At 31.1% G+C, this 16,568-nt stretch carries 18 protein-coding genes; 2 read left to right on the forward strand and 16 right to left on the reverse strand.

Translation table 11 applies throughout. From position 1 onward, the window contains the following. Positions 1-5: 5 nt before the first annotated feature. The 10 genes from ruvA to hflX form a co-directional block, all read right to left on the reverse strand. A complete protein-coding gene (gene ruvA / locus AC0N0V_RS20400; protein WP_474464597.1) occupies positions 6-599 on the reverse strand; it encodes a Holliday junction branch migration protein RuvA in 594 nt (197 codons plus the stop codon). Positions 600-870: 271 nt separating this feature from the next. After that, on the reverse strand, positions 871-1,479 hold the full coding sequence (locus AC0N0V_RS20405) for a hypothetical protein (protein WP_474460651.1): 609 nt from the start codon (positions 1,477-1,479) through the stop codon (positions 871-873). 132 nt (positions 1,480-1,611) lie between these two features. After that, the gene (locus AC0N0V_RS20410; protein WP_474460653.1) at positions 1,612-2,352 is read right to left on the reverse strand and encodes a YebC/PmpR family DNA-binding transcriptional regulator; all 741 of its coding nucleotides are present in this window, start codon (positions 2,350-2,352) and stop codon (positions 1,612-1,614) included. 174 nt (positions 2,353-2,526) lie between these two features. Continuing rightward, positions 2,527-3,189: a YigZ family protein gene (locus tag AC0N0V_RS20415; RefSeq protein WP_474460654.1), complete on the reverse strand. Its 663-nt coding sequence runs from the start codon at positions 3,187-3,189 to the stop codon at positions 2,527-2,529. A 214-nt stretch (positions 3,190-3,403) separates the two neighbouring features. Further along, on the reverse strand, positions 3,404-4,078 hold the full coding sequence (locus tag AC0N0V_RS20420; protein WP_474460656.1) for a HEAT repeat domain-containing protein: 675 nt from the start codon (positions 4,076-4,078) through the stop codon (positions 3,404-3,406). A gap of 7 nt (positions 4,079-4,085) precedes the next feature. Then, a complete protein-coding gene (gene pdxR, locus AC0N0V_RS20425) occupies positions 4,086-5,495 on the reverse strand; it encodes a MocR-like pyridoxine biosynthesis transcription factor PdxR (protein ID WP_474460657.1) in 1,410 nt (469 codons plus the stop codon). A 103-nt stretch (positions 5,496-5,598) separates the two neighbouring features. Beyond that, positions 5,599-6,495: a nucleotidyltransferase domain-containing protein gene (locus tag AC0N0V_RS20430; RefSeq protein WP_474460658.1), complete on the reverse strand. Its 897-nt coding sequence runs from the start codon at positions 6,493-6,495 to the stop codon at positions 5,599-5,601. Between the two features lie 126 nt (positions 6,496-6,621). Beyond that, the gene (locus AC0N0V_RS20435) at positions 6,622-6,843 is read right to left on the reverse strand and encodes a hypothetical protein (protein ID WP_474460660.1); all 222 of its coding nucleotides are present in this window, start codon (positions 6,841-6,843) and stop codon (positions 6,622-6,624) included. Between the two features lie 375 nt (positions 6,844-7,218). Next, the gene (rd, locus tag AC0N0V_RS20440; RefSeq protein WP_474460661.1) at positions 7,219-7,380 is read right to left on the reverse strand and encodes a rubredoxin; all 162 of its coding nucleotides are present in this window, start codon (positions 7,378-7,380) and stop codon (positions 7,219-7,221) included. 104 nt (positions 7,381-7,484) lie between these two features. After that, complete coding sequence (gene hflX / locus AC0N0V_RS20445) at positions 7,485-9,266, reverse strand: GTPase HflX (RefSeq protein WP_474460662.1); 1,782 nt, start codon at positions 9,264-9,266, stop codon at positions 7,485-7,487. Between the two features lie 185 nt (positions 9,267-9,451). Between hflX and hpt the strand changes: the two genes are divergently transcribed. After that, entirely contained in the window at positions 9,452-9,979 is a 528-nt protein-coding gene (gene hpt / locus AC0N0V_RS20450) for a hypoxanthine phosphoribosyltransferase (protein WP_474460664.1), read from the forward strand. Between the two features lie 48 nt (positions 9,980-10,027). On the opposite strand, the gene yunB is transcribed toward hpt, so the two are convergent. Further along, positions 10,028-10,705, reverse strand: coding sequence for a sporulation protein YunB (yunB, locus tag AC0N0V_RS20455; protein ID WP_474460665.1), 678 nt, complete (start codon positions 10,703-10,705; stop codon positions 10,028-10,030). A gap of 144 nt (positions 10,706-10,849) precedes the next feature. Here yunB and AC0N0V_RS20460 point away from each other — a divergent pair, with 144 nt between their 5' ends. Continuing rightward, positions 10,850-13,231, forward strand: a complete 2,382-nt coding sequence (locus tag AC0N0V_RS20460) for a transglycosylase domain-containing protein (RefSeq protein ID WP_474460666.1) — start codon at positions 10,850-10,852, stop codon at positions 13,229-13,231. Between the two features lie 75 nt (positions 13,232-13,306). Here AC0N0V_RS20460 and spoVAE read toward each other — a convergent pair whose 3' ends face one another. The 5 genes from spoVAE to spoIIAB form a co-directional block, all read right to left on the reverse strand. Further along, on the reverse strand, positions 13,307-13,666 hold the full coding sequence (gene spoVAE / locus AC0N0V_RS20465) for a stage V sporulation protein AE (protein ID WP_474460667.1): 360 nt from the start codon (positions 13,664-13,666) through the stop codon (positions 13,307-13,309). Between the two features lie 2 nt (positions 13,667-13,668). Then, positions 13,669-14,691 carry a stage V sporulation protein AD gene (gene spoVAD / locus AC0N0V_RS20470; RefSeq protein ID WP_474460669.1) on the reverse strand — a complete coding sequence of 341 codons (1,023 nt, stop codon included), beginning with the start codon at positions 14,689-14,691 and terminating at the stop codon, positions 13,669-13,671. A 124-nt stretch (positions 14,692-14,815) separates the two neighbouring features. Beyond that, positions 14,816-15,271 carry a stage V sporulation protein AC gene (gene spoVAC / locus AC0N0V_RS20475; protein ID WP_474460670.1) on the reverse strand — a complete coding sequence of 152 codons (456 nt, stop codon included), beginning with the start codon at positions 15,269-15,271 and terminating at the stop codon, positions 14,816-14,818. 96 nt (positions 15,272-15,367) lie between these two features. Then, positions 15,368-16,123: an RNA polymerase sporulation sigma factor SigF gene (sigF, locus tag AC0N0V_RS20480; RefSeq protein WP_474460672.1), complete on the reverse strand. Its 756-nt coding sequence runs from the start codon at positions 16,121-16,123 to the stop codon at positions 15,368-15,370. A 9-nt stretch (positions 16,124-16,132) separates the two neighbouring features. Next, complete coding sequence (spoIIAB, locus tag AC0N0V_RS20485; RefSeq protein WP_474460673.1) at positions 16,133-16,564, reverse strand: anti-sigma F factor; 432 nt, start codon at positions 16,562-16,564, stop codon at positions 16,133-16,135. Positions 16,565-16,568: the final 4 nt, after the last annotated feature.

A 16,568-nucleotide genomic window follows, 5' to 3' on the forward strand; every position in this document is an offset into this window, starting at 1 on the left:
TACTTCTAACTCATTAAAAATCTTAAAGAATTTTTAATTATATTTTCCAAAGAATCATCTTTATTTACAGAAGCTAAGGCTTTATTACCTTCTTTTTCTGTATACCCTAATGCAATTAGAGCTTCTAGCGCCTCTGAAATATTTTCTGTATTTTCTTCCACTTGTATAGCTTCTCCTTCAACACCTACAAGCTCATCAGGTTTTATCTTATCCTTAAGCTCCAATATAATCCTCATAGCCATCTTTTTTCCTATTCCAGGAGCTCTAACAATTGTCTTTTCATCACCGGATAAAATTGCATATTTTAAATTATTTACATTACTTATAGATAGGAGAGACAAAGAAGCCTTTGCACCTACACCACTTATGGTTAGAAGCAAATTAAACATACTTAACTCTTCTTTAGTTAAAAAGCCATATAGACCAATAAAATCTTCTCTCACAATTTGTTGTAAATAAAGCAAAATCTCTTCTCCTACTTTAGGTGTATTAGCTAAAGTACTCCCTGAAGTATATATTTTATATCCTATACCATTATTTTCAACCACTATATAATCTTTATTCATTCCGGAATAAATTCCTCTTATATATTCATACATAATACCATCCTCTCCAATTACAAAATTCCCCAATGCCATACACTCTAATACTCATATTTTAGGGTGTGAAAGCTATCCACATCGAATGAGAGACCTGGGATTTTTACTTTTATGTAAAGTGTATGTTATAAGTGTCTAAGTCTCTGAATTGTTCAATTAAGTATATAAATTTCTTATCCCCAATCAACTTTATAGTCCAACTTCATAACACATACTACTTTACCATTTTGGCAAACTTAATTCAAGTAAAGCAAAAACACCTTGAAGGCTATTATTCATAGTCTTCAAGGTGTGATTCTGCTTCTTCTCTTGTATCTGTTTGAAAATATTTATTTCCATTAGTTAAAAGCTTAATATCTGCTTCCTTAAGCTTAGAAATCTTTATGTCAGTTACATCTCTCTTTTCATTTTCAATAAACATGTTCCCATCCTTATCGGTTTTATATATAGCAATACGATCATCTTTTATTCCCAATACATACTTATTAGGAGCATATTTATCTAGCTCTCTTACTAAGGATACTTCTGATGAACTAATATTTTCTACTTTATATCCTTCATCTTTATAAAATTCTTCGATTTCACTTTTCTTTTTTCCAACTAGCTCATCATCGGCATTCTCTTCTTTTTCAACTACAATTTCATCACTTTTAGTGTATTTTGTTTTAAATATTACCCTAGAGCCCTTTGATACAGTACTATCTGAAGTTGAATGTACAGCTAATGAATCTGGTGATCCTTTCCTAACGTTATTAACCTCATACATACCATTCTTCATATTCGTATTTTTTAATCTATTTATACATACATAATAGCTTAAACCAAAAATTGCAATGGTTAATACTACTAATAAAACTGTTTTAAATTTTCTTCTATCCATAATATCCCTCCTCAGAAATATTATGGACAATTTTCTTTAACCTTATTCATATTCTATATTTATTTTTCTAATTAAAAACACCTATAATTATAATATAAATCAACTATAATTATAGGTGTCTAATTTTCATTATTATCCTTCAAATCCTTCTGGGAACTCAGCGTTATGATAAACATCTTGAACGTCATCGTCATCTTCAAGTTTATCAATAAGTTTTTGAACCTTAACAGCTGTTTCTGTATCTACATCTGCAGTAGTATCTGGTATCATTGTTACTTCAGCTGATAGAAATTCAATCCCTGCAGCCTCTAATGTTTCTCTTACTGTACCAAAGTCTGCTTCTGTAGTAGTTATTTCAAATACCTCTTCTGAAGCCTCAAAATCTTCAGCACCAGCATCTAGTGCTTGCATCATTATTTCGTCTTCATCCATGCCATCTTGTCTTTCAATAATAATTTGACCTTTAGTTTGGAACATGAAAGAAACGCAGCCTGTTGAGCCTAAATTTCCACCTTGCTTTGTGAAAGCAGCTCTAACATTACCAGCCGTTCTATTTTTGTTATCAGTTAAAGTTTTTACTATAACTGCAACTCCACTTGGACCATATCCCTCGTAAACTATTTCTTCATAGTTTACTCCTTCCATTTCTCCAGCACCTTTTTTAATCGCTCTTGTTATTGTGTCTTGAGGCATATTACTAGCTTTTGCTTTAGCTATAACGTCTCTTAATTTACTATTTGTGTCTGGATTTGAACCGCCAGTTTTAGATGCGATAGCTAATTCTTTACCTATTTTAGTAAAAACCTTACCTTTTCTAGCATCCATTTTACCTTTTTTAGCCTGTATATTATGCCATTTTGAGTGTCCTGACATATTGCTTCCCCCTAACTTATGGTTTATATATTATTTTTGCTAATTGTTAAAATTTGCATAATACTAATTATAAGTGATTTTTTATATGTAAATTCAATGCCCTTATTAATCTTGCTGGGCAAAATACTTAAATATTATATCATACAAGAGCTTGTAAACACAAATATTAATACTCTAGATTTTTATAACCTGACTATCTTTAAATAATCTATTTTCTAGCTTAAAGTAATAATCCTCATCTCCAACAATAATTTCACATTTTCCGTTAGTTGTTTCAATTATAGAATTTTGTGCTAACTCTAATATGTCCACAGGACAGTACATAATAACATTAACTTTATCTGTATAATCGGTATTTTCTATATGCCATAAATTTTGCTCAAATAGATACTGAATTTTTCCTAACATATCATAATCCAATATGATATCTAATACAACTCCTTTGACCTTTTCTACTAGTCCACCTTCACTAACAGCCATGGCAGCACCCTTAGAATAAGCTCTTACAAGTCCACCTTTTCCAAGCAGAATCCCCCCAAAATACCTAGTAACAACAATTACAACATCTGTTATATCGTTCTTCTTTATTACATCTAAAACTGGTATTCCACCAGTACCCTGAGGTTCGCCATCATCACTATACCTTTGTATACCTCTATTCTCTCCAATAACATATGCATAAACATTATGCCTTGCTTCTTTTTGTTCACTTTTTATCTTATTTACAAATTCCTTTGCTTCCTCTTCGGAGTAAACCCGTTTGACGTGGCCAATAAAAATAGACTTTTTCTCCTCAAACTGAGTACTTACTTCATCTTTTATTGTAAAGTAACCCACCTAATTTCACACCCTTTCACATAAACAGAGTTCTTGGCATCAAACAGAGTTTTAACTCCACCTGATGCTTAAAAATCGTTATCCAGTGACGTATCCGCTGTTTACTCCCCTTGGATAAGGAGGAGTATTAGATCGGGTATTCATCGGATAAATTTGCGATTTAAAATATCAGACTTAAAATAAATGTATTTTTTAAAGAAGTCTTTCATTTATTTCAAACACTTTCTATTGTACTAAAATATTCTTCTGCTGTCCTTTTTATATAATCTTTATCAGTTTTACTATAAATCTCTTTTACCTTATTAATTGCATTCTCACTTTTAACTTTTATTAAAGCCTTTATAGCATACATAACTACTTGTGGATTATCATCTTCTAAAGCTTTTATAGCCACAATTTCCATGCTCTTATCCCCGATTTTACCAACAGCAGAAACTGCCATACGCCTTACATTAACATGATTATGTACACACGCCTTCATTAGAACATTTGATATATCTTTATCTCCGATTTCTCCTAGTATCCAAACCGCATTTTCTTTTTCTTTAGTTTTCATATCTGCATAGTTAGCTCTAATGAACTGTATTAGCTTACTTTTACTATTCTCATCTAGACATTTTAATGCTTCAATCTTATCTAACTTTCCTGCCTTAGATATAGTTTCGAAAAGTTCTTTTTCATTACTACTCTTAGCTAAAATTCCATATTTTATTTTACCATCAAGTATATGCTTTTGAACAATTTCTCTATTTAAGTTTCTTATTTTACAGAGGCAATCTATAGATTTTCCTTCCAAGAATAAAAAGTAGGTTATGTCTTCATCCGTATAACTATTAATTTCACCCCAACTTATATTGAGCATTCCTCCACCACTCAGAACATTCACCATCCTTTTCTTAATACTTTAATAAATTATCCAATATCTTTATGCCTTTCTTTATATCGCTTTCATCCATCTTAGAAAATCCAACTCTAAAATAAGAACTTCCTTCCAACGGCGTTTTATAAAATAATATCCCTGGAGTAATTAATAACTTTTCATCCTTGGCCTTTCTAAATAATTCGATACAGTTAACGTTAACACTATCACTTATCTTTAAGTAGAAGTGTAATCCTCCACCAGGACTTAAAAACTGTACCTTTTCTCCTAAATATTCCTTTAGGTATTTTTCCATCATCAAATATCTATCCATATACACCTTATTTAAGTTATTTATATAACTCTTCCAAAATCCTTCTCTTATATATAAATCTAAAGCCCTTTGCATAAGGCTTGATGTAGATATGTCTGTATTTACTTTTGAATTTTGAATACTCTCTTTAAATTTTAAAGGTGCGATCAAATATCCTATTCTGATTCCTGGAAGGAATATCTTCGAAAAACTCTTTATATATATTACCCTATCATTTTCATCAAGACTTCTGAAGCTTCTATATTCAATGTTTTTATCATAAATAAGTTCTGAAAGGTAATCATCTTCTATTATATAAAAATCATAAATTTCTGCCAATCTTAAAATTTGCTTCTTTTTTTCTAGGCTATAAGTAATTCCTGTTGGATTTTGAAAATAACTCATAGTGTAGAAACATTTGATTTTATTTTTTTTAAGTATCTTTTCGAATTTTTCAACATTTACCCCATCTTTTTCAACTGGCAACTCAAGAACATCAGCCCTTCTCCATTTAAAAACTGATAAAGCACCACTATATGTGGGCTTTTCCACAACAACTGTATCATTTGTGTTTATAAGTGCTTTAGATATTATATCTATTCCTTGTTGTGCTCCTGATACTATTAGAATATCGTCATGCTCCACCTTACCATTCCAAAAGACCTCACTTATACTTTTTCTAAGACCTTCATAGCCTAGAGCTTCTTGGTATATAAGGGCTTCCGCACCATCCCTATCAAGCACTTCATTTAGTACATTCTTGAATGAACTTACAGGGAAAAAGTGACTACAGGGGGTTTCTCCCGTGAAATCTATATATTCTCCTAATGCTTCGATGGATGCTTTTTTTAAAACATCAGAATACTCCTTTTTAAAACTCTTGCTTATATCTTTTCTTTTAGCATAAGTTCCGCTACCTATTTTTTGAACTGCATATCCTTCAAGTTGTAACTTTTTATAAGCATTCACTATCGTTACATTATTTACAGACAAAAGTTCTGCAAGACTTCTTATTGATGGCAATCTCTCTCCGTCTTCCACCTTATTTCCATCAATTAATTTCTTAATATGTCTGGTAATTATTATATACTTAGGAGTATCAACATCTTCAAAATTTACGTAGTATTTATTCATAATAATTAATTCCCCCAACAAAATCTTTTAAATTTAAAAATAGACGAACTTAAATTTATCTTTCCTAAAATTTAAGTTCGTCAAATTTAATTATATTATTATTTTAGATAAAATAAACATTTTCCTTAAATAAAACTTTACCATCTTCACCTTTATAATCTCTTGTTTCTCTTTTTATCAGGTTCTTTTCCCATAACTTATTCAGTATATCCTCCATATTTATATCATAATTAAAGAATATCTTGTCTTTTTTTATGTCTTCTGCACTCAAAAATTTATCTTTTTCTCTCATGTAGCTAATTAAAATATCAGTTAAATTTCTTATAGATGTATCTATATTTTTTTGTAAATAATCTAAAGTATTATTTATTGCTTCTTCAATATCTTTCTTATTAAAAAACAATTCATCTACACATTTCCTAAAGCTATCATTTAAATTCATAGCCATTGTCATCGCATCCTTGCTAATCATGTATCCTGAGGAATTGATGTATAATTTCGAATATTCTTGAACTGATTTAACAGCAGCTGTATATGATGTATGTAATCCATTATTGTATAGATATTTTTTGCTTAGACCTATACTTTTTAATAACTTTCCAAGGTAAACCATATTCCATCTTTCTCTATCTAAATCAGGATAATATCTACAGTTGTCATACCTAGTGGTCGTTTCCATATCCTTTGAAAAAACAAGTCTTGAGGATGCAAATATTCTATGAAGAAATCCCCCTCTTAAATCTTCATCATGAAGCTGTAAAAATTTATTTTTGCTCATAAGTTTTATATGAACCGGTATACCTTTTTCTTCAGTATATATGTTTTCTATTTGTGGATTTTTCTTGTCTAATATAACAAATAAGTCTATATCAGATTCTTCCCACAAGTCCCCAGTAACCATACTGCCAAATACCATAACTGCTAAAACAGAATTATTTGACTTCATTCTTTCTACTATACTATTAAAAGCTTTTTGATATTGCAAGATAGTCCTCTCCATATTGTTATTAGCCCCCCTTTTTAAACAAATACGAATAAAATGAACATTGAATTTTTTTATATTATATACTATTTTTAACTATTATTACAATACTAAAATTGCATTAATGAATCTTTTCTTTCAATTTTAAATAATTATTTTGGAAATCTCTCTCCTTTCTTTGTTATCACAATTCTTACACTTGAATAGATGAATACAATAAGTATCAGCGTCATTTATTGGATCTTGAGGCCCATAAGGATCTGAATAATCCTGGACTCTTCCTATATTCTCCATATCTCTTCCACATCCTTCACATTTGAAAGTTATATCATTTATCTTATTACATAAAGGACATATTTTTCCCATTTTTCCACTTCCTTTGCACTAAATATTTTCCACTTCATTAATCGTATAAACAGAGTTCTTAGTATCTTTGACACTTAGAATCGTTATCCAGGGACGTAGACACTCTTTACCCCCTCTTAAGAAAAAGGAAGTATTTGAGCGTGTAGTCATCGAATAAAATTATTTTTACCTATTATTATAAATTTAATAACTTATATTTTATCCCTACTATTATTGATCTCTATATATAGTTTCTAATATTTATTATCTCACATTAATATATTATGGATAATTAGCTGATACTTATTAATTTAATATAATTCCAAACAAAAAAATGATGTACTGTGAAAGACTCACATTACATCATTTAATAAATACTAAAGAAATAATATTTAACTAATCTACTTTTTCAAACTCTTCCTTTGAAACTCCACATAAAGGACAAACCCATTCACTTGGTAAGTTATCAAAAGTTGTTCCAGCGCTAATCCCAGCATCGATATCTCCTAATGCAGGATCATAAATGTATCCGCATACCTTACAAATATAGCTATTCATAGTAAATTCCTCCCATAAATATTAATCTATATATTAATACTATTACAAATTTCTATAAATAGCAATAATTATTATTAATTAGTTTTAATTATCGCAAAATCACTTTACTTTATCATGTACTTTTCGCACTTATTAAACACTTCATCGTCCACTAAAGCACTAATATAAGTTCCTTCATCTCTATAATCTTCCTCTTTTACTTTTGCATTTCTATGAAGGAATGCAGCTGTAGCTTGTTCTGTATAAGGAATAATATACTCTACATTTCTTAATTTATATGGTAAAGCTTTTGCTACTTCTTCCAATAACAAATCTAAATTCGTTCCATTTACTGCTGAGATTTTAATTGTTTTTATTTTATCATTTTCTTCTTGAATGCTTATTATACGCTCTTCTGTTGCTTTATCTATTTTGTTTAAAACCAGTATAATAGGTTTATCTTTTACTCCAAGCTGCATTAACACATCGTTAACTGCCTCTATTTGTTCCTCTGCTGTACTAGATGCAGAATCAACTACATGTAAAAGCAAATCAGAGTACACTACTTCTTCTAGGGTAGATTTAAAGGCTTCTACTAAGTCATGAGGCAGCTTTTTTATAAATCCTACTGTATCTGTTAAAGTAATTATCCTACCATCCTCAAGCTCAATAGCTCTTGTTGTTATATCTAAGGTAGCAAAAAGCATATCTGCTTCAAATACTTTTTCTTTTTCAATTGCTTCTTTTGGCATAGCTACTTGGCATAGCTTATTTCTAAGTGTTGACTTACCTGCATTAGTATATCCAACTAGCGAAACCTTAGGTATATTAGTTCTTCTCTCCCTTTGAGTTTCTCTAACCTGTCTTATTTTCTTTAATTCCCTCATTAAATCGTATATTTTTTCTCTTATATGTCTCTTATCTACTTCAAGTTTTTTTTCTCCTGGTCCCCTAGTTCCTATTCCGCCACCAGTTCTAGAAAGTACTGTTCCTAAGCCTGAAAGCCTTGGAAGTCTGTATTTTAACTGAGCAAGCTCTACCTGTATCTTAGCTTCCCTACTTCTTGCTCTTGTTGCGAATATTTCGAGTATTAAGGTAGTTCTATCTATAACCTTTGCACCTAAATTTTCTTCCAAATTCCTTACCTGTGAAGCAGAAAGTTCATCATCAAAAATAATAACATTAGCGTTTGTAGATTGCCTTAAAAGTGCTATTTCTTCAACTTTTCCTTTTCCTACATAAAAAGCACTATCAATTGTTGACCTTTTTTGAAGAACTTTTTGTACTACTTTTACATTGCAGGCCTTAGCAAGTTCTGCTAATTCATCTAAGCTCTCTTCATCTTCCACTCCAACTAAAACGGCTCTTTCACTATTATCATCGATAATTTCATTGTTTTTCATTAAGCCTTGTATATGATTTATCCTGTCTAAAATATTAAATTGAAGAGCCTGTTGAACTCTAAAGGATTCTGTCATTTCTCCTATGAGTAAATCGTCTTCTATATTACAGAATCCTAAAGTTATATCTGTAATACCGCTTTCACATACCCCTATTGCTGCTATACAGTCTAATCTTAATTTTACTAAAGCAGACATATCAATTGCTGAAAGCTTTGAGTTTCCATTAGGATGTGTATGTATTATTCTAATTCCGCATAAACTTTTTTCTTTCACATCGATTTCAGGAAGTTCAACAGTAGTACTATCGCCTATTGCTACAGCAACTACTCCACCTTTTCTATTGATAGCAACACTGACCTCCCTATTCAAATAGATTGTAGCTTCACAAATAATTTGTATTAGTTCCTCATTACAAATACTATCTTTAGGAAACCTAATTTCATAGATTTGTTCAAGTTTTTCCAGCATAAAATTTTTTACGCCTTCTGTATTTCCATATATCATAAAATCATCTCCGTTTTAAAGTTTTACTGTTAAATATTATAAGCATAATTATAGTTATACTTATAATTTAAAAATTTATACCGTATATCCCCATAACTTCCTAATAAATCTGTATACTTGACAACTTTCATATTATTTTATACTATAAAATCATTATTGTAAATATGTATGGTTGGAGGATTACTATGGAGGATAAAGCAAGAAATATATTAATAACAAAGGAACAGATTGCTAAAAGAGTAAATGAATTAGGAAAAGAAATTAGTAAATCATATGAGGGAAAAAATCTATATGTACTTTCACTTTTAAGAGGAAGCTTTGTATTTGCTGCTGATTTAGTAAGAGAAATAGATGTTCCTGTGAAAATTGGTTTTATGACAACTTCAAGTTACGGTCACTCTGAGGAATCTTCTGGTACTGTAAAAGTTGTAAATGATATACCTGATGATATCAATGGATACGATGTTCTTGTGGTAGATGATATAATAGATACAGGTATTACTATGGATTTTGTAATGAAACATGTAATGAAACTTGGTGCGACTAGTGTTCAATGCTGTGTTCTTTTAGATAAGCCTGAGAGAAGAAAAGTAGATATGAAACCTGATTTCTGTTGCTTCCAAATTCCTGATGTGTTTGTTGTAGGTTACGGATTAAACTACGGCGATTATTATAGAAACGTACCATATGTTTTCAATTGGGAAGATAAATAGCAACTACTATATTAAATAAAAACTGTGTTCAAAGATTGAACACAGTTTTTATTTTCCACTTGGAATCTTAAATCCCGCATTGTCCAAGCCTAAATTTATAGCTGTATCCGGAACCTTCCCTACTATAATTGTCTCTGATATAGGTACTTGATTTTTTATTTCTATTTCCTTTCCATTAAAAGGAACTATAACTTTCATACTGGTCTTTACTTCTACATATATTTTATGTCTAGTTTGATTTATTCCCGCACTTTCAAAATCAGATAAATACCTAGTTTCTATATAACCTATAGGAAACATCTTTACTGTAATACTAGGGCCAATAAAGGCTAAAAGATTATTTTTCAGTATATAGCCTAACGGAATCTTTAAACCAGTTTCACCAATCTTCTTTAATTCATTTTGACATTCTACAGCTACATCAGAAGAAATCTTAGTCATTTTCAGTGTATCAGCTTTAATCATAACAACATTGCCATCTTTGTCCTTTTCTACATCAATAATACTACCATAATCAAATTCCTTTGAATATTTATCCACTATAACTTTATTTACAACTTCAGTAACTTTTGACCTGGCTTCTATGTCGCTTGCACTAATTATAGCTGGCTCCATAATAGCATCTATAATGTAAATTGATATGCTCAAAAGAGTAATTACTAAAAATACTATGATAAAAAATCTTATCTTCGTCTTTTCCACTCTAAATCTTCTTATATTATTCACATCCTTAAAATTCAACTCTTTATATTTATATGAGCAACATCATTCATTATTTACTCAAATATATATATCTTTTATTAATTATTTAATTTATGTTATAATAACTTTATATCAGTAAAATACTGTATAAAAATAAGGAGGACAATTATGGTTAAAAAGAGCAAAAAAAAGAGCAAAAAAGCTCCTTTTAAAGCTTTAAAAATTACGCTTATAACTATATTTAGTTTATTTATATTGTCACTTGTAGCGTCTGCTGGAGCAGTTTTAGCTATAATAAAAAATGCCCCCACTTTAGACGTAAACCAGATTTTAACCTTAAATGAGGCATCTGTTCTATACAACGACAAAGATGAATTCATGGATAAAGTTATCATAACAGAACAACGAGAAGTAATCCCATTTAATGACATGCCGCAAGACCTTAAAAATGCTTTCGTAAGTATTGAAGATGAACGATTTTATAAGCATGGTGGCATAGATTTAAGAAGAATAACTGGTTCAATGTATGCAAATATCAAAAATAAATTAAGGGGTAGATCCACACTCCAAGGTGCTTCTACTATAACCCAGCAGCTTTTAAAGAATACAATTTTATCTTCTGAGGTATCTTGGAAAAGAAAGATTCAAGAAGGCTACTTAGCTGTTCAACTAGAAAAGCAGTTATCTAAAGATCAAATATTAGAGGCATATATGAATACCATAGCTTTGGGTGGTAGTGCCTATGGAGTTGAAGCAGCTTCGGAACAATATTTCAACAAAAAAGCTAATGAATTAAATTTAATTCAATGTGCGTTTATTGCAGGAGTACCACAGAGTCCATCTGTTTACTATCCTTTTTCAGCAGCGGCTAAGAAGAATCCTTCACTATATTTGAATAGAACACAAAGTGTGCTTATGAAGATGCACGAGAATGGATATATTTCAGATCAGCAATATAATAGTGCATTAAGTGATTTAACAAATAATAAGCTAGTTTTTCAACCACCTGCTCCACCTAAAAACAAGCTTAACTATGAATGGTTTGCCCTACCTGCCATAGATGATGTAAAAAAGGACTTAAAGTCTGAGTATCATTATACTGATACGGAGATTCAGCATCTTATTATGTATGGTGGATTAAAAATTTATACTACTATGAACAAAGATATTCAAGACAATACTCAAAAAACATTAGATTCAGATAGCACATTTGGTGTTAGTTCTAGAAAAGATAAAAATGGTATAATTCAGCCACAGGCTTCTGCTGTAATAATGGATTATCATACAGGAGAAGTAAAAGCTCTTGTAGGCGGAAGAGGTAAACAACCTCCTTTATCTTATAATAGGGCTGCCTCACAAGCATACTTAAGAAGACCTGGATCTACAATAAAACCTCTAACAGTATATAGTGCATCTATAGATTCAAAGCAAATGTCAGCAGCTACTTCAATAAATGATTCTCCATGGCCAGATAACCTTGTTAAGCAGTATGGATTTAGTCCTAAAAATGATAGTCAGGCTTTCGGTCAGTATGGCGGTAATGTTACTTTAAGAACAGCTTTAATGCATTCTTTAAATGTGCCAGCCTCAAACATAGAAAATCAAATCGGTCTAAAAACCGGCGCTGAATATGCAGAAAAATTTGGTTTAAAATTAGATCCTTCTGATAAATCAAGTATATCTGCATTAGCACTTGGGCAGATGACTTATGGTACAAATCCTTTAACAATGGCTTCAGCCTATGGAGTATTTGGTAATAACGGAACTTATAGCTATCCAAAATTATACAGAAAAGTTGTAGACAGAAGTGGAAGAACTATTTTAGAAAATAAACATGAAACGAAAAAAGTTCTCTCTCCAGAGAGTGCATATATAACCTATGATTTATTAAAAGGTCCCGTAAGCTCTGGTGGCACAGGTCCTAGAGCTAATTTTGGTAATATGCCAGTAAGAGGAAAAACTGGTACTTCTGGTGAAAACAAAGACCTATGGTTTACTGGTCTTACTCCATATTATTCAGCCTCAGTATGGATTGGTAATGATGATCACGCTGTAGTTAATGGCATTAGTAGTAATACTGCTGCCGGGGTATGGTCGGCTATAATGCAACCTGCCCATGAAAATCTAGTGGCAAAAGATATTGAAATGCCTTCTGGCGTAGTAAGTGCAGCTGTTTGTTCGGAGTCAGGTAAACTCCCTACCTCTGCTTGTTATAGTGACCCTACAGGTAACAAAGTATACAACGAATTATTCTTAGAAGACTCTGTTCCGTCTGACTATTGTAACTTATCACATTCTCCTATATATAATAATTCAATTTGGGATAATCCTTTTAAGGATAAGAATACCAAGTCAGATGATAACACTACAGATACCAATGTTGAAGATGAAAATACTGATAAAAAAAATACTGATAATGATAAATCCAATTCTAATACTGAGAATAATAAAAATCAAGATAATCAAAAGACTACTCAAGATGAGGAAAGTGTTCCAGTTACTAGAAATAAGGGGTATACAGATAAGAATCTGCACCTAAAAAAGAATTAAAATTAAACATATTAATTTATCTTTATTTTATACATTTATGATACCCCAGTAGGAATACTGGGGTATTAATTTTGCTTACTCTTTAGTTTTTGGATTAAATAAAAGAGCCATTGTATATCCAAATACTATAGCTGCTGTTATCCCTCCAGCTGTCCCTTTGATTCCACCAGTAAATGCTCCTAGAATCCCTTTGCTATCTACTTCTTTTATAGTTGCTTTAGCAAGAGAATATCCAAATCCAGGTAACGGTATTGTAGCGCCAGCCATGCCAATCTTCACTACATAGTCATATATATTTAAAGCTCCTAATATTACTCCTAAGGTTACAAAGCTTACTAGTATTCTAGCTGGTGTAAGTTTTGTTTTGTCCATAAGTACTTGAGCTATTACACATATTATTCCTCCTACTAAAAATGCCATTAAATAATCCTTCATTGTCATTCTCCCATCTTTCCATATTCTACAGCTACAGCATGTGCAATACCTGGTATACTTTCTCCTTGTAGTGAAGATGTAGTACTTAAAAGTGCACCAGTAGAAACTAATAGTACTCTTTTAAACTTTCCACTCAACATATTTTTATATATATATCCAGAGTAAACTACCGCTGAGCAACCACATCCACTTCCTCCAGCATTTGTTCCCTGCCTGCCACTATCAAATATTTCTTCTCCGCAGTCTATATAGTTATCTGTTATATCATATCCATATTCCTTTATTAAACTTTGAGTAATTTCCTTACCATACTTACCCAAATCTCCTGTAACTATCAAATCATAATATTTAGGACTCCTTTTTGTGTCATTAAAATGCTGGTATATAGTTGAAACTGCTGCCGGTGCCATTGCAGCTCCCATATTATTAGCATCATTTATTCCATAATCCTTAACCTTTCCTATGGTGACATGAGTTACATAAGGAAAATTTCCTTCCTTTCCTAAAACCATTGCTCCAGCTCCAGTTACGGTCCATTGCGCTGTTGGCGGTCTCTGATTTCCAAATTCTAATGGATATCTGAATTGTCTTTCTGCAGCTGCAAAATGTGATGATGTAGCAGCAACTACATAATTAGCAAAGTTACCATCCATAATCATAGCTGCCACACCTAAAGATTCCGTCATTGTAGAGCAAGCTCCATATAACCCTAAAAAAGGTATATTCATACCTCTAGCAGCAAAGCTTGAAGAAGTTAACTGATTTAGTAGGTCACCAGCCAATAAGAAATCTACTTGTTCTTCTTTAATTTTTGCTTTTTCTATTGAGCTCATAACCGCATTATACAACATATCACTTTCAGCTTTTTCATAACTATCCTTACCATTTAAATCATCTCCTAAAATTATATCAAAATAATTTTTGAGATTGCCATCACCTTCTTTAGGCCCCACTATACTTGTTGTAGCAATTATTTTTGGCTTACTTTCTAATCTAACGGTATGTTTACCAATTTTTTTATTCAAGTAAATCACCCCTTATTTTCAGTTGACAGTTGGTTGTTATTTGTAAAATTAAATGTGGCATTTTTCTACTTTTAGATTTTATATTTGAACATAAAAATCATCCTTAACTGTCCACTAAATTAAGTTATAGTTTAGTCATAATAAAGTAAATAATTCCTACTATCACAGAGGAACCTATACCATATACCAATACTGGACCTGCTATGGTAAACATCTTAGCTGCTACACCAAAAATGTATCCTTCTTTCTTAAATTCCATAGCTGGAGAAACTATAGAATTTGCGAATCCAGTTATAGGAACTACTGTCCCAGCTCCAGCATGGGTAGCTATTTTATCATAAACACCTATTCCAGTAAGCAATGCTCCTATAAATACCATAATTATAGATACATATGTACCTAAATCATCCTTAGGTATTCCTCTATTTAAAAGAAAATTGCTAAAGAATTGTCCTATATCACATATTAATCCACCAACTATAAAAGCACTAATACAGTTTTTTAGTAAATTAGGTTTAGGCTGAGTTTGTGCAGATATCTTTTTAAACTTTTCTTTTACTTTTTGTTCTTTAATTGACACACAAAACACATCCTTTATAATAAATATAGTTAAGTTTATTGTGTGCATTAATTTTATTTTTAAACAAAATAAAATAGGATACAATTTTAATGTATCCTATTCACCCAATCTTTCCCGCATGATTTTTAAAACTTTTTTTTCAATCCTAGAAACCTGAACCTGGCTTATTCCAAGCATTTTTGCTACTTGAATCTGAGTTTTGTCTTTAAAATATCTAAGCATGATTATTTGTCTAGACTTAACATCTAAGCTCTTTAAAGCCTCTTTTAATGCTAATCTGTCTATCATATCACTATCTTCTTCAGGATTTTCGCTTATTTTGTCTATTAAAAGAACTGGTGCACCATCATCCTGATGTATTGTATCATATAAGTAGTGAAGACTATTAGCAGATTCCATTGCAAATACAATATCTTCAGTGTTTACTCCTGAGTATTCAGACAACTCCTGAATTGTTGGATCTCTATTAAGCTTTTTAGTTAAAGCTTCTTTATCATAATGAATTTTCTTAGCAGTGTTTTTTACGCTTCTGCTTACCTTTATCATACCATCATCTCTGATGAACCTCTTTATTTCTCCAAGTATCATAGGAACAGCATATGTAGAAAATTTTACATTATATTTTTCGTCAAAATTATTTACAGCCTTAACTAATCCCATGCAACCTATTTGAAATATATCTTCATATTCATAACCTCTATTTAAAAACTTTTTACTTATTGCAGATACTAATGGTAAGTTAACCTCTATTAGCTTATTTAAGGCATCTTTATCTCCATTTCTAGCATATTTAATGAGTTCTAGGTTATCTTGATAATCATAACTCAGTTTTTTTACAGCTTCTTCACTCATATTATTCACCTAACATAAAGATTTGAAAACTTTTTTCATTATCAATCTTGTCCCTTTATTTTTCTCAGATTCTACATTTAAACTATCCATAAAGGTCTCCATAACAGTAAAGCCCATTCCTGATCGCTCTAAATCTGGCCTTGAAGTATAAAGTGGCTGCATAGCGAGTTCTAAATTTTCAATTCCAATTCCTTCATCTTCAATTATAATAGTAAGTTCCTTATCCTCAATGCAAGCTTGAATTTTTACTGTAGAATCTCTCTTATTTTCATATCCGTGTATAATAGCATTTGTTACCGCCTCAGAGACAGCAGTTTTAATATCTGTTAACTCCTCCACAGTAGGATCAAGTTGAGAAACAAAAGCTGCTACTGCAACTCTTGCAAAACTTTCATTTTCTGATTTGCTGAGAAACTCTATTTTCATCATATTATTGCTCATTTAT

The sequence above is a fragment of the Clostridium sp. CS1-1 genome, from assembly GCF_056135525.1.

Coding starts and splice junctions, on each gene's coding strand:
- ruvA (WP_474464597.1), bottom strand. CDS start 599: ATGTATGAATATATAAGAGGAATTTATTCCGGAATGAATAAAGATTAT.
- AC0N0V_RS20405 (WP_474460651.1), bottom strand. CDS start 1,479: ATGGATAGAAGAAAATTTAAAACAGTTTTATTAGTAGTATTAACCATT.
- AC0N0V_RS20410 (WP_474460653.1), bottom strand. CDS start 2,352: ATGTCAGGACACTCAAAATGGCATAATATACAGGCTAAAAAAGGTAAA.
- AC0N0V_RS20420 (WP_474460656.1), bottom strand. CDS start 4,078: ATGGTGAATGTTCTGAGTGGTGGAGGAATGCTCAATATAAGTTGGGGT.
- pdxR (WP_474460657.1), bottom strand. CDS start 5,495: ATGAATAAATACTACGTAAATTTTGAAGATGTTGATACTCCTAAGTAT.
- AC0N0V_RS20430 (WP_474460658.1), bottom strand. CDS start 6,495: ATGGAGAGGACTATCTTGCAATATCAAAAAGCTTTTAATAGTATAGTA.
- AC0N0V_RS20435 (WP_474460660.1), bottom strand. CDS start 6,843: ATGGGAAAAATATGTCCTTTATGTAATAAGATAAATGATATAACTTTC.
- rd (WP_474460661.1), bottom strand. CDS start 7,380: ATGAATAGCTATATTTGTAAGGTATGCGGATACATTTATGATCCTGCA.
- hflX (WP_474460662.1), bottom strand. CDS start 9,266: ATGATATATGGAAATACAGAAGGCGTAAAAAATTTTATGCTGGAAAAA.
- hpt (WP_474460664.1), top strand. CDS start 9,452: ATGGAGGATAAAGCAAGAAATATATTAATAACAAAGGAACAGATTGCT.
- AC0N0V_RS20460 (WP_474460666.1), top strand. CDS start 10,850: ATGGTTAAAAAGAGCAAAAAAAAGAGCAAAAAAGCTCCTTTTAAAGCT.
- spoVAE (WP_474460667.1), bottom strand. CDS start 13,666: ATGAAGGATTATTTAATGGCATTTTTAGTAGGAGGAATAATATGTGTA.
- sigF (WP_474460672.1), bottom strand. CDS start 16,123: ATGAGTGAAGAAGCTGTAAAAAAACTGAGTTATGATTATCAAGATAAC.
- spoIIAB (WP_474460673.1), bottom strand. CDS start 16,564: ATGAGCAATAATATGATGAAAATAGAGTTTCTCAGCAAATCAGAAAAT.